Genomic DNA, 13,149 nt, shown 5'->3' on the forward strand with positions numbered 1-13,149 from the left:
CCACAGAACCGCTGGAGCCCCCATGCTGCTTGAGAACAAGGTCGTCCTGATCACCGGGGCGTCGCGAGGCATTGGCCGGGCGACCGCGATCGAGGCCGCGCGCCAGGGCGCAGACGTGGCGATCAACACCTTTCGCGACGCCGAGGCCGCCGCAGATGTCGTCGCCGAGATCGAGCGGCTGGGCCGCCGGGCCGTCGCCGTCGACGGCGATGTGGCCTTGCCGGACAGCGCCGCCGACTTCATCGACCGGTCGGTTCAGGCCCTGGGGCGGGTGGACGTCTTCGTCTCCAATGCCGGGATCTGCCCCTTCCACGCCTTCCTGGACATGCCGGTCGAGACCCTGCGCCGAACCATGGAGGTCAATCTGCACGGGGCCTATTTCATGACCCAGGCCGCCGCCAACCAGATGGTGAAGCAGGGCGACGGCGGGGCCATCGTGGCGATCAGCTCCATCTCCGCCCTGGTCGGCGGCGAGATGCAGACCCACTACACCCCGACCAAGGCCGGGGTTCACAGTCTGATGCAGTCCTGCGCCGTGGCCCTGGGCCAATACGGCATTCGCTGCAACTCGGTCCTGCCCGGCACCATCGCCACCGACATCAATAAGGACGACCTGTCCGATCCCGCCAAGCGGACCTATATGGAAGGGCGGATTCCGCTGGGTCGGCTGGGCCGGCCCGAGGACATCGCCTCGGTGGTCGCCTTCCTGGCTTCGGACATGGCGGGCTATATGTCCGGCGCCGCCCTGCTGGTCGACGGCGGGGCCTTCGCCAACTTCCAGTAAGACAGGCCCATGATCATCTCGTCGCCCAGCGATTACCGCGAGGCCGCGCGGCGCAAGCTGCCGCCCTTCCTGTTTCACTATATCGACGGCGGCGCCTACGCCGAACACACCCTGCGCCGCAACGTCGAGGACTGGAGCGACGTCGCCCTGCGCCAGCGGGTGTTGCAGGACATGTCCAGCCTCAGCCTGGAGACGCAACTGTTCGACGAGACCCTGCGTCTGCCGATCGTCCTGGCGCCGGTCGGCCTGACAGGCATGTACGCCCGGCGCGGCGAGGTGCAGGCGGCCCGGGCGGCGGCGTCGCGCGGCGTGCCCTTCACCCTGTCCACCGTCTCGGTCTGCCCCATCGAAGAGGTGGCGCCCGCCATCGACCGGCCGATGTGGTTCCAGCTCTATGTGCTGCGCGATCGGGGCTTCATGAAGAACGCCCTGGAAAGGGCGAAGGCGGCGGGGGTGAAGACCCTGGTCTTCACCGTCGACATGCCCACCCCCGGCGCCCGCTATCGCGACGCCCATTCGGGCATGAGCGGGCCCAACGCCGAGATGCGCCGCATGATCCAGGCCATGACCCATCCCGCCTGGGCCTGGGACGTCGGGGTGAGGGGGCGGCCGCACGACCTGGGCAACGTGTCCCGATATCTGGGCAAGGCGACGGGTCTGGCCGACTATATCGGCTGGCTGGGCGCCAATTTCGATCCTTCGATCTCGTGGAAGGATCTTCAGTGGATCCGCGACGCCTGGGACGGCCCCATGATCATCAAGGGCGTCCTGGACCCCCAGGATGCGCGCGACGCCGTGGCCTTCGGCGCCGACGGGATCGTTGTGTCGAACCATGGCGGGCGTCAGCTGGACGGCGTTCTCTCCTCGGCGCGGGCCTTGCCGGCCATCGCCGACGCGGTTCAGGGCGACCTGAAGATCCTCGTGGATTCCGGCATCCGCAACGGCCTAGACGTGGTGCGGGCCCTGGCGCTCGGCGCGGACGCCGTGATGTTAGGGCGCGCCTTCATCTACGCCCTGGCGGCGCGGGGGCAGGCGGGCGTGGGCGACCTTCTCGATCTGTTCGAAAAGGAGATGCGCGTGGCCATGACCCTGACGGGAGCCAAGTCCGTCTCCGCCCTGGATCGCACTCTGATCGTGGCGTGACGGCGCAGGGGCCGCCCAACGGCGGGCGGTTGCGTCTCATGTTTCATTATGTAGAAGTGTTTCCCAAAATATTGGGAGTACGCTCGTGAGTTCTGTCTTTACCCGATCCTTCACCGCCCTGGGGGCTCTGACCCTGGCCGCCATGGCCGGAGCGCCGGCTGAGGCCGAGGTTCTTCGCCTGAACACCCCGGCCGTCGGTCTGACCATTGATCGGATCGGCGCCCTGCCGGATGGGGAGCGCGGCGCCTGGGTGGAGTATCTGGCTCGTTCCCAGGCCCAGCATCTGGCGGACCGGGCGGCTCTGGCCGCCGAACTGCCGCCTGGCGCGACTCCGCCGCCGCCGCCTCAGGCCGTGGGGCCCAGCCAGTACAACATGCCTCTGGACCGACCGTCGGACTGGTACGGATCGGCGCAGGCCCGCCGGATCGCCGACGCCATCGTCAGCTTCCAGACGCCGGCCGGCGGGCGGAGCAAAAATCAGGATCGGACGATCGCCCGTCTGCCCGGTCAGCGGTTCTCGAACGACGCCGAGACCATGGAGCAGAATCCGGCCAATTTCGACGCGCCCGCGGACCGGTTCTGGACCTTCGTCGGCACCCTCGACAATGAGGCGACCTGGACTGAGATGCGCTTCCTGGCCAAGGTCGCGGCCCACGCCCCCGGCGCCCAGGGCGACGCCTGGCGCGCCAGTATCGAGCGCGGCGTGCGCTATCTCTTGAACGCCCAATATCCGAACGGCGGCTGGCCGCAGATCTGGCCTCTGGAAGGCGGCTTCCACGATTCCATCACCTTCAACGACAACGCTGTCGCCAACGCCGCCATGCTGCTGCGGGACGTGTCGCAGGGACGCGAGGGCTTCGACTTCGTTTCGAATGATTTGAAGTCCCGTGCAGGGGAGGCGACGCACAAGGCGGTCGAAGTCATTTTGGCGGCCCAGGTGCGTCAGGGCGATCGCCTGCTGGGCTGGCCTCAGCAGGTGGAGCCGATGCGTCTGGTTCCGACCAGCGCCCGCAACTATGAGCCTCGCTCCATCGCCAGCGGCGAAACCACCGACATCCTGATCTTCCTGATGCGCGAGCCGAACCCTTCCGCCGAGGTCAAGGCGGCCGTGCGCGGCGCGGCGGCTTGGCTGGAGGCGGTCCGGGTCTACGACAAGTCGTTCGAAATGACGGATCAGGGCCGCAAACTGATCGAAAAGCCCGGCGCCGGTCCGATCTGGTCGCGCAACTATGATCTGGTGACCGGACGGCCGATCTTCGGCGACAAGGACCAGACCATCCACGACGACGTGAACGAGATTTCGATCGGGCGGCGCAACGGCTATTCCTGGTGGATCACCTCGCCGCAACGGGCGCTTGATCTGTACGCCGTCTGGTCGGCGGAGAACGGCTGATCGGGGGCCTTCGGCCGTCGAACTTTTTTTCCCTCGTTCGGCGGCCTTTGACGGAAACGGTCGCGCCGCTCATCGTCATCAGATGGAGGGGCCTGTGGCGACCAGACTGAGCATTCCAAGCGACGAGGCCGTGCGCTGGCTGGCGCGCGAGGTTCTGCCGCATGAGGCGGACGTCCGCCGCTGGCTTGCCCAGTCCTTGGTCGCCGCCTCCGAAACGGACGATGTGATCCAGGAGGCCTATTGCCGACTGGTCGATCTGGACGATCCAGGCCGCATCCGCAGCCCCCGCGCCTACTTCTTCCAGACCGCCCGGTCGATCGTTCTCGAACAGCTGCGTCGGCAACGCGTCGTTCGGTTCGAAACCGTGACGGAAATCGACGGTCTGAACATCGAGTGGGACGAACCGTCTCCGGAGCGTATTGCGGCCGGGCGCAAGGAACTTGAACGCGTGATGCAGATCATCAGCCGTCTGCCCGACCGATGCCGGCGCATCTTCGAGATGCGGCGCATTCTGGGTCTGTCGCAGCGGGAGATCGCACGCCGACTGGGCGTCAGCGAGAATGTGGTCGAGAACGAAGCCGCGCGTGGGCTGAAGGCGATCCTGGCCGCCCTGGCCGCCGAGGAGGCGCCGGCCATGACGAGGCGCAAGGCATGAGCGCTTCCGACCTGAATCCGATCGACGCGGAAGCGGCCGCCTGGGCGGTGAAGCTGGATCGCCCGTTGCCGGATCGCGAACGCTCGGCCTTGGAGGCCTGGCTGGCCCAGGATCGGCGTCACCGCGGAGCGCTGGCGCGAGCGCAGGCCGCCTATTGTCTAGCCGCCGCGCCCGCCCAGGCGGCTGAACCCGGGACGCCGACAGGGCGGCCGGCCCGGCGCTGGGTCCTGGCGGGGGCGGCCGGCTTGGCCGCCTCGCTGACGGCCGGCGGTGTTTTCGTCTCGGCCCTGCAACGCCAGCGACTGTCCACTCGTCTGGGCGAGATCCGCCGGGTGCCCCTGGAGGATGGCTCTCTGGCCGCGATCAACACCGATACGGTGGTCGAGGTCAGCCTGAAGCCGCGCCGCCGCGAGGTCGCGATCGAGCGCGGCGAGGCCTGGTTCCAGGTCGCCAAGGACGCCGCCCGCCCCTTCGTCGTCGAGGCCGGCGCGGTGCGGGTGCAGGCGGTCGGCACCGCCTTTTCCGTGCGCCGCAAGAGCATCGGCGCCCAGGTCATGGTGACCGAAGGCGTCGTCGAGGTCTGGAGCGTCGACGACCCCGGCGGCGCGCGGCGGCGCGTCAAGGCGGGCGAACAGGTCTTCATCGGCGACAAGGCCGGCGCGGCGCGTCCCGTCAGCCGCCCCCTGGAGGCGGAGCGCGCCCTGGCCTGGCGCGACGGTCAGGTGGTGCTTGACGGCGACACGGTCGCCGCCGCCGCCGCCGAGTTCAATCGCTACAACAGCCGCAAGATCATCATCAGCGACCCGGCCCTGGAGGGGCGCCGCGTGGTGGGCTGGTTCCGCACGAACGAGCCCGACAGCTTCGCACGGGCGGTCGCCGTCGCGCACGGCGCATCGGTCCAGGTTTCCGACACCGTCATCGTTCTGGGCGGCTGAAGAAGAAAAATGACGGGCGCGTGACGGAAAGTGCGCGCCTGATCATCGCTTGAATGGAACCCTCGTCAGAAGGGTCCGGGAACAGGAAACAGAAAAGGGAGGGCCTGCGCATGCCATTCGCGCCACAATTCGACGCTCGCGCGTCGCTCATGATCGCCGTCAGCACCATCGCCCTGGCTTCGGCCGGAGCCGCCCACGCCCAGACGCGGCAGTTCAACGTGCCGGCCCAGCCCGCCGCGACCGGCGTGCCGGCCTTCGCCCGGCAGGCGGATCTCCAGCTCCTGGCGTCCTCTGACGCCGTGGCGGGGCAGCAGACCGGCGCGGTTCAGGGGGTCCTTACCGTGCAGCAGGGCCTGGACCGACTGCTCGCCGGCACCAACCTCGTCGTCGCGTCCAACGACGGACGGACCGCCGTCCTCGCCCGCGACACCCGCGTCGCCCAGGGGGATGAGACGCAGGATCCGGTCTCTGAAGTCGACTCGATTGTGGTAACCGGTTTCCGCGCCTCGCTCAGCAGCGCCCTGACGACCAAGCGCCGCGCCAACGGCGTCGTGGACGTCATCAAGGCCGAGGACATGGCCGACTTCCCGGACGCAAACCTGGCGGAATCCATCCAGCGGGTGCCGGGTGTCTCCATCGCCCGCGACGCCGGCGAGGGCCGACAGATCACCGTGCGCGGCCTGGGACCGCAGTTCACCCGTGTGCGCATCAACGGCGTGGAGGGTCAGAGCACGGCCTCGGGCACCGACAGCTCGGGCGGCGCCAACCGCAACCGCGCCTTCGATTTCAACGTCTTCGCCTCGGAACTCTTCAACAGCATCACCGTGCGCAAGACGGCCTCGGCCGAGACGGAGGAGGGCTCGCTCGGGGCGACGGTGGATCTGCAGACCGGCCGGCCCTTCGACTACGCCGGCGCCAACCTGGTCCTGTCGGGTCAATACGGCTACAATGATCTGTCGCAGGAATGGGACCCCCGGTTCGCCGCCCTGGCCAGCAACACCTGGATGGACGGCCGCCTGGGCGCCCTGGTCTCGGTCGCCTACACCAAGCGGCGTCTGCTGGAGGAAGGCCACGGGTCCGGCGGCTGGCTGAACGGAACCGAGGCGGGCGGATACAATCCGGCTTCACCCTTCGCCGATGCGCGCCGGGCGGACGTCTATTCGCCGCGCTTTCCCCGCTACGGCCGTCTGACCCATGATCAGGAGCGGCTGGGCCTGACGGGTTCGCTGCAGTTCCGCCCGCAGGAACAGACGCTGATCAACCTTGATCTCCTCTATTCCGATTTCAAGGCGACGCGGCAGGAGAACTGGCTGGAAGCCCTGTCCTTCGCCCGCAACGCCTCCCAGGGCGGCCGGCCTGAAATCATCGTTCGCGACGGCGTCATCGATGCGAACGGCGACATGGTCTATGGTCTGTTCGACGACGTCGATGTGGAGACCGAAACCCGCTTTGACGAGCTGGACACCAAATACACCCAGGCGACGCTGAGCCTGGAGCACGACTTCAGCGATCGCTTCCGGGTGAAGGGTCTGGTCGGCTACTCCAAGTCGGACTTCGACAATCCGATCCAGACCACGGTCATCCTGAACCGCGAGAATTCGGACAACTATTTCTACGACTACCGTGAGAACCGGAACGCGCCGCTGATCGGCTTCGGCTATGACGTCACCGATCCGCTGGCCTATAATTTCGGCGCCGCCCGCTCGGAAATCCGTCTGCGGCCTCAGGGCGTGACCAACACCATCAAGACGGCCCAGTTTGACGCCGGCTATGATTTCAATCCGTCCCTGACCCTGAAGGCCGGCGTCAACTACAAGGAATATGAGTTCGATTCCTGGGCCTTGGCGCGGGTCAACGAAGGCGTGGTGCCCCAGCTGCCGGCCGGGGTGACCCTGGCCAGCCTGACCGAACTGGTCAGCGGCTTCGGCCGGAACCTGGACGCGCCGGCCGGAACGGTCACCAGCTGGATCGCGCCGAACCTTCAGGCCTTCGCGGACCTGTTCGACATCTACAGCAACACGGGCCTGTTCGAGCTGAGCGGGGCGTCCAACAGCAATGCGCGCGGCAATATCCGCAGCGTGACGGAGAAGGATTCGGCCGCCTATCTGCAACTGGACTTCAGCACCGAACTGGCGGGCGTGCCGATCCGCGGCGACGTGGGGGTGCGCTATGTGAAGACGGAACAGAGCTCGACCGGCTATCAGCTGGTCGCCGGAGCGGCGCAGCAGACGACGGTGGACCGCGACTATGACGACGTCCTGCCCGCCCTGAACGTCACTGCTGAAGTGACGCCGGACTTCCTGGTCCGCTTCGGCGCGGCCAAGGTCATGACCCGCCCGAACCTGGGCAGTGTCACGCCCGGCGGCAGCCTCAGCACCGTGGGCGTCTTCAGCGTCAGCTCGGGCAACCCCTATCTGGACCCCATCCGGGCCACCACCTACGACCTTTCGGCCGAGTGGTATTTCGCGCCGGAAGCCCTGCTGTCGGTCGGTCTGTTCTACAAGGACATCGACAGCTACATTCAGACGTCCAGGACCTCGCGCCCGTTCAATGAGTCGGGTCTGCCGCTCGAACTGCTGAACGGCCTGGGGGTCTCGCCCAGCGACGTCTTCCTGTTCAGCCAGCCGGTCAACACCGAGGGCGGTCCGCTGAAGGGGATCGAAGTCAGCTACCAGCAGCCGTTCAGCTTCCTGCCGGGACCCTTCGACAATCTGGACGCCATCTTCAACGTCACCCTGGTCGATTCCAAGATCAGCTATATCTCGTCGCGGTCCCCGACCGGCTTTGTCGAGAACGACCTGATCGGCCTGTCGAAAACGGCCTATAACGCCACCCTCTATTATGAGGACGATCGGTTCAGCGCCCGCGTCTCGGCCGCCTACCGCGACCGCTATCTGACGGCCGTGCCCAGCGGGACCAGCACCAACGACATCGACGGGGTGCGCGACATCGTCACGGTGGACGCCTCGGCCTCATACGCCCTGAACGACCGCATCAAGCTGACGTTCGAAGGGCTGAACCTGACCGACGCCTTCAACGAGCAATATACGGACAGCCGTCGCGACAGCATCTACGTCTATTCGCACACCGGCCGGCAGTACAACTTCGGCGTCCGCTACAGCTTCTAGTCATCCTCTCCCCTCCCGAGGATGGGCGTCGGCCGGTTCGCCGGTCGGCGCCCGCTTTTCATTCGGAGACGCCATGAACCCGCTGCTTCATCGTCGTTCTGTCCTGGCCGCCGGCGCCGCCTTGCCGCTCGCGACGGTCGGTCCGCCCGCCTGGTCGAGGGCGCGGGCCTATGATGCGGTGGTCGCCAAACCCGCCTCGGGGCGGACCTTCGCCGCCCCGGCCTATTCCAGCCTGTCGGCCGCCATCGCCGCCGCCCCGGCGAACGGGACGCGGCCGTTCCGCATCCTGATCACGCGCGGGATCTGGACCGAACAGGTGGTGGTGGACAAGCCCTTCGTCCATCTGATCGGTGAAGACCGCAGCGGTTCAGTGATCAACCATCTGGCCGCCTCCGGTCTGGCGGCGCCGGACGGGCGGCCCTGGGGCACCTTCCGCACTGCGACTCTGTTCGTCCGCGCCCCGGATTTTCACGCCGAGACCCTGACGATCAACAACGCCTTCGACGGCCTGGCGGAGATGACCAAGTCGAACGGCCTGCATTCTCACAACGGCGCCGGCCCTCAGGCGGTCGCCCTGATGATGGACAAGGGCTCCGACCGGGCGGTGGTGCGCGCCTGCGACATCCTCAGCTACCAGGACACCCTGTTCCCCGATGCGGGATCGACCCTGTTCGACCGTTGTCTGATCACGGGCAGCTATGACTTCATCTTCGGCGGCGGGCGCGCCTGGTTCGAAGGCTGCGAAATCCGATCGCGCACACGTCCGGCCGATCCGATCGAGGGTTACGTCACCGCGCCCAGCACCCCGATCGATCAGCCGTTCGGCTTCGTCTTCAAAGACTGCCGCCTGACCAAGGACGCCGATGTTCGTCCGGGCTCGGTCTTTTTGGGCCGACCCTGGCGGCCGTCCAGCGCCTTTCCCGATGGGCGATACGGCGATCCCCGTTACGTCGGCGCGGCCGCCTTTCTGGACTGCTGGATGGATGACCACATCGCCCGGCAGGGCTGGACGGAGATGTGGTACACGGGGCGCGACGGCAATCCGCGCACCATGCTTCAGCCGGAGGAGGCGCGCTTCGCGACCTTCGGCTCGACCGGACCGGGCGCCGCCGACTTCGGGCGGGGGCGTCGCCTGTCTGCAGACGAGGCCGGGCGCATCACGCGATCAGCCGTGCTGGGCTGATCGCCGCATCCTGAGGTCTGGCCGGCGCATAGCGGGCGGTCATCTCGGCGCAGAAGTCTGCGAACTCTTCGGCGACCTGCGGCGGGCTGGTGTGGTGGGGCTCCAAGCCGCGATGCTCGGGCGTGAAGCAGAAGGTCACGGTCACGTCGAAATCGGCTAAGGTCTCCATCTGCCGGTCGAACCAATCCAGGGCGCCGTCGCGATAACGGTCCGCCCAGGATAGGCCGGTGCGCAGCCGACGCACGCCCAGGCCCTTCAGCCATCGGACCGCATCGTCCAGCCTGTGATCCTGGAAGTGAAACCACTGGCAGACCCCCATGTCGGCCGCATAGGGCCGGAAGGCCTCCAGCGCCGGCTTGGGCGAGCCGTCCTCGCGCAACAGGCCCATGTGGAAGTGCCGGTAGTAGGACGACCCCTCAGCCTCCCGATGCCGTGTCGTGGCCTCCCAGGTGCGGGGCAGGTCGTACAGGCTGTACCAGTGGATGCGGGGCGCCTTGCCGATCAGCAGTTCGGCGGTCTTTTTCACACCCCAGGCCTGAACCTCTTCGGAGCCGAAGGCGGAGACCCCGACCTCCGTCACCCAGACCGGCTTGTCGGTGACCGCCTTGATCTCGTCAATTCGCGCGGGCCATTCGTCGATGGGCCACAGGTTCCAGTCCAGGGGAAAACCATGGACGGCGACCACGTCGATCGCCTCCATCACCCCCATCTCCTCCAGTCGCCGAACGAAGGAAGGGTCGATGGGGGACATCCCGCCCAGGACGCGGGTCACCGTGGAGTTCTCGGCCCGGACAGCGGTCCCGGTCAGCCGCGTCATCTCGGCGAAACGCGCCCATTCGGGGTCCAGCAGGGGGTCCCAGTGGGACTTGTTGTTCGGTTCGTTCCAGATTTTGACGGCCTCGATCATCGGCGCGGCTCCTTGGTCTTGTCATGGCCGTTGAGGGGCGAGCGGGCGGGATAGACGGCGCCGGCCTCGGTCGGCCGTTCTGTGCGGCGACACAGGAAGACTTCCTCCTCCGGTCGATCCAGCACCTGGAACCCCGCGCTGCGCAGCATGGCCGCGCTGGCCGAGGCGTTGGGCGCCCACCAGTTGGTCCAGTCTCCGGCGTAGCGGTGCTCGATGAAGTGCAGCTTCGGATAGTCGGGCCGGTCGAAATGGGCCGTCTGGCTGAAGTCGTAGTCGATTTCGGGTTCAAAGATGTCGTTTGCGCCGCGTTGCATCGACTGGAACAGAAGCAGGTCGTCGGCCACGTGCTCGTGGATCAGGTCCAGCGCCAGCAGCGGGTGGCGCAGGTGGTAGAGGACGCCCATGAAGATGACGAGGTCGAACCGTTCGCCGAGTTTGGCCAAGTCGTAGACGGACAGTTTGCGGAACTCGATATCCGCGTCTTCGACCTCGGCGGCGAGCCGCGCCTGGTCCAGATAGCGGTCGTCGAAATCGACGCCCAGCACCCGGTTCGCCCCCCGCCGCTTCATCTCCAGCGAGTAGAAGCCGGCGTTGCAGCCGATATCGAGCACGCTGCGGCCGCTCAGATCATCGGGGATCACATGGGCGAAGCGGGCGAACTTGTTGGCGGGATAGTCGTGGAGGAAGTGATCCGGCGCGGTGCGAACCCCCTTCAGCTCCATATTGTGAAACCAGGGGCCGAGTTCGGCCACCCGAGCGCGAACCTGCGCGGCGCTGAGTTCAGCCATGCGGAACCTCATTCAGGCGAAGAAGGGACAGGTGTTCCGGCGTCGCCGAGACGGTGGTGATCGAGCCCGGCGCGATCTCGAACCGATCGTGGTGTCGCAGCGAAAGCCCCAGAGTCAGGGCGACGACCGACTTGATCACGTCGGCGTGGCTGACCGCCGCCACGGCTCCGGCGTCGGCGGCCGCCATCGTCTCCAGCCAGCGGGACAGGCGGCCTTGGACCTCCAGCATCGACTCTCCGTTCGGCGCCCGCCCCTGGTCTCGAGCGGCGTTCCACCGGCGCCATTCGGGCAGGGCGTCCAGTTGGGCGAAATCCCGGCCGGTCCAGTCCCCGAAATCAATCTCGTTCAAGGCGGTTTCCTCTTCGAGCCGCCCAGAGTGGGCGGCGGCTATCACGGCGGCGGTCTCTCGCGTCCGGTCCAGGGGGCTGGTCAGCACCCGATCAAGTCGGGGGAGGACGCGCGCCAAAGCCTCGGCTTGACGTCTTCCTGTGTCGCTCAGACCCACGCCAGGAGTGCGTCCGCAAAGCCGTCGGGACACAAGGTCGTGGGCTCCGTGTCGGATCAGGTGGATGATCGTCACGAGACCAGGCGAGCGGCGCGCGGGGCAGGGGCGGGCTCGTCGCCGCGGATAAAACGCAGCGTCCGCTCGCGCGCCTCCTCGTCCGTGAACTGTTCCGGGGGGGATTTCATGAACCAGCTGGACGGCCCGATCAGAGGCCCGGATACGCCGCGATCCATCGCCACCTTGGCGCATCGGACGGCGTCGATGACGACGCCTGCGCTGTTGGGACTGTCCCAGACCTCCAGCTTGACCTCCATGCTGATCGGCACGTCGCCGAAGGTGGTGCCCTCCAGACGGATGTGCGCCCATTTGCGGTCGGTCAGCCACGGGACGAAATCACTGGGGCCCACATGGACGTCGTCGTCGGCCAGCGGCGTCTCGAACTGGCTGGTGACCGCCTGGGTCTTGGAGATCTTCTTCGACGTCAGTCTTTCGCGCTCCAGCATGTTCTTGAAGTCGGAGTTGCCGCCGAAGTTGAGCTGATAGGTGCGATCCACGCGCACGCCCCGCTCACGCATCAGATTGGCCAGAACTCGGTGAACGATGGTGGCGCCGACCTGGCTCTTTATGTCGTCGCCGACGAGGGGCAGTCCGGCGTCGCTGAAGCGCTTCGCCCAGGCTGGGTCCGAAGCGATGAAGACCGGAATGCAGTTGACGAAGGCGCAGCCGGCCCGCAGCGCCTGTTCAGCGTAATATTCGGTGGCCTTTTGCGATCCCACGGGCAGGTAGGAGACCAGCACCTGGGTTCCGCTGTCGCGTAAGGCCTGGGCCACATCGACGGGAGGAGCGGCGCTCTCTTCCAGGTCGTCGATCATGTATCGGCCGATCCCGTCCAATGTCGGTCCGCGCTGGACGGTGACGCCCGAGGGGCCGGGGGAGGCGAAGCGGAAGGTGTTGTTCGGCGGGGCGAAGACGGCGTCCGACAGGTCGCGGCCGACCTTGGCCGCATGGATGTCGAAGGCGCTGACCATTTCCATGTCTTCGATACGATAACCGCCGAGTTCGACGTTCATCAGCCCGGGCGGAGGGGCGTTGCTGGGGGCCGCCGCGTAATGGGCCAGGCCCTGCACGAAGGACGAAGCGCAGTTGCCCACGCCCACGACGCCGATCCGAACGGATTTTCGCTGCATTGGCTGGTCCCTTCGCCGTTCCGCGACCCGATCGGCCGCAGCAAGAGGAAGGATCTACAAAGCTCCTGGTTCCGTGAAATGGCCAAGTATCCGTCAGATCAAGGATCGAAGCGGACGATATATGTTCTTGTGTCGAATTTTGAACATTGAAAGAAAAGGCGGAAAGGGAAGTGCTAGCGCAATATGTTCAAAATTGAACGCTCCGAATATCGGAACAGATGGGTAGAAGAAGCTGTTGCTCGGGTGAACCTGCCGGAGCTGCACCATGTCCGAAGCGAACCGCCTGACTGATCATGACGACATCCGCGCCTGGGCCGAGGCCCGCGGCGCCAGGCCTTCTCGCGTGGCCAGCACGGCCGACGCCGACGGCGGCGGGGTGCTGAGGTTCGACTTCGGCGACAAGGAAGAGGCGCTGGAGGAGATCTCCTGGGACGACTTCTTCCGCATCTTCGAAGACAGCGACCTGGCCTTGCTTGCGCAGGACCATACGAGCGGCGGCGAAACGAGCCGCTTCTCCAAGTTCGTGCAGCGCTGAGCCGGA

The 13,149-nt window shown here is 66.7% G+C and carries 12 protein-coding genes; 8 read left to right on the forward strand and 4 right to left on the reverse strand.

The features are described 5' to 3' along the window. Positions 1-22 precede the first annotated feature (22 nt). From lra1 to GGQ93_RS13175, 7 genes are all read left to right on the forward strand, one after another. The gene (gene lra1, locus GGQ93_RS13145; RefSeq protein WP_054765023.1) at positions 23-784 is read left to right on the forward strand and encodes an L-rhamnose 1-dehydrogenase Lra1; all 762 of its coding nucleotides are present in this window, start codon (positions 23-25) and stop codon (positions 782-784) included. A gap of 9 nt (positions 785-793) precedes the next feature. Beyond that, positions 794-1,927, forward strand: coding sequence for an FMN-dependent L-lactate dehydrogenase LldD (lldD, locus tag GGQ93_RS13150; protein ID WP_183217629.1), 1,134 nt, complete (start codon positions 794-796; stop codon positions 1,925-1,927). A gap of 85 nt (positions 1,928-2,012) precedes the next feature. Further along, a complete protein-coding gene (gene pelA / locus GGQ93_RS13155; RefSeq protein ID WP_224764340.1) occupies positions 2,013-3,320 on the forward strand; it encodes a pectate lyase in 1,308 nt (435 codons plus the stop codon). Positions 3,321-3,414: 94 nt separating this feature from the next. After that, positions 3,415-3,975: a sigma-70 family RNA polymerase sigma factor gene (locus tag GGQ93_RS13160; RefSeq protein ID WP_224764339.1), complete on the forward strand. Its 561-nt coding sequence runs from the start codon at positions 3,415-3,417 to the stop codon at positions 3,973-3,975. Then, positions 3,972-4,910 (forward strand): FecR family protein, encoded by a 939-nt coding sequence (locus GGQ93_RS13165; protein ID WP_183217633.1) that lies wholly within the window; start codon positions 3,972-3,974, stop codon positions 4,908-4,910. The genes GGQ93_RS13160 and GGQ93_RS13165 overlap by 4 nt, the downstream gene beginning before the upstream one ends. 149 nt (positions 4,911-5,059) lie before the next feature. After that, complete coding sequence (locus GGQ93_RS13170) at positions 5,060-8,038, forward strand: TonB-dependent receptor (protein WP_224764338.1); 2,979 nt, start codon at positions 5,060-5,062, stop codon at positions 8,036-8,038. 73 nt (positions 8,039-8,111) lie between these two features. Then, on the forward strand, positions 8,112-9,221 hold the full coding sequence (locus GGQ93_RS13175; RefSeq protein WP_183217637.1) for a pectinesterase family protein: 1,110 nt from the start codon (positions 8,112-8,114) through the stop codon (positions 9,219-9,221). On the opposite strand, the gene GGQ93_RS13180 is transcribed toward GGQ93_RS13175, so the two are convergent. From GGQ93_RS13180 to GGQ93_RS13195, 4 genes are read right to left on the reverse strand one after another with little or no spacing between them, the layout of a single operon-like run. After that, positions 9,196-10,128: a glycoside hydrolase 5 family protein gene (locus GGQ93_RS13180; RefSeq protein ID WP_183217638.1), complete on the reverse strand. Its 933-nt coding sequence runs from the start codon at positions 10,126-10,128 to the stop codon at positions 9,196-9,198. The genes GGQ93_RS13175 and GGQ93_RS13180 overlap by 26 nt on opposite strands. Next, the gene (locus GGQ93_RS13185; RefSeq protein ID WP_183217640.1) at positions 10,125-10,916 is read right to left on the reverse strand and encodes a TIGR04290 family methyltransferase; all 792 of its coding nucleotides are present in this window, start codon (positions 10,914-10,916) and stop codon (positions 10,125-10,127) included. The genes GGQ93_RS13180 and GGQ93_RS13185 overlap by 4 nt, the downstream gene beginning before the upstream one ends. Continuing rightward, the gene (locus GGQ93_RS13190; RefSeq protein WP_224764337.1) at positions 10,909-11,496 is read right to left on the reverse strand and encodes a histidine phosphatase family protein; all 588 of its coding nucleotides are present in this window, start codon (positions 11,494-11,496) and stop codon (positions 10,909-10,911) included. Before GGQ93_RS13190 ends, GGQ93_RS13185 begins: the two co-directional genes overlap by 8 nt. Beyond that, on the reverse strand, positions 11,493-12,608 hold the full coding sequence (locus tag GGQ93_RS13195; RefSeq protein WP_183217642.1) for an inositol-3-phosphate synthase: 1,116 nt from the start codon (positions 12,606-12,608) through the stop codon (positions 11,493-11,495). The genes GGQ93_RS13190 and GGQ93_RS13195 overlap by 4 nt, the downstream gene beginning before the upstream one ends. A 265-nt stretch (positions 12,609-12,873) precedes the next feature. Between GGQ93_RS13195 and GGQ93_RS13200 the strand changes: the two genes are divergently transcribed. Beyond that, a complete protein-coding gene (locus tag GGQ93_RS13200; protein WP_054765034.1) occupies positions 12,874-13,143 on the forward strand; it encodes a hypothetical protein in 270 nt (89 codons plus the stop codon). The last annotated feature ends 6 nt before the right edge of the window (positions 13,144-13,149 follow it).

This window comes from Brevundimonas aurantiaca, assembly GCF_014199955.1.
In the GTDB taxonomy this organism is placed as follows: Bacteria; Pseudomonadota; Alphaproteobacteria; order Caulobacterales; family Caulobacteraceae; genus Brevundimonas; species Brevundimonas aurantiaca.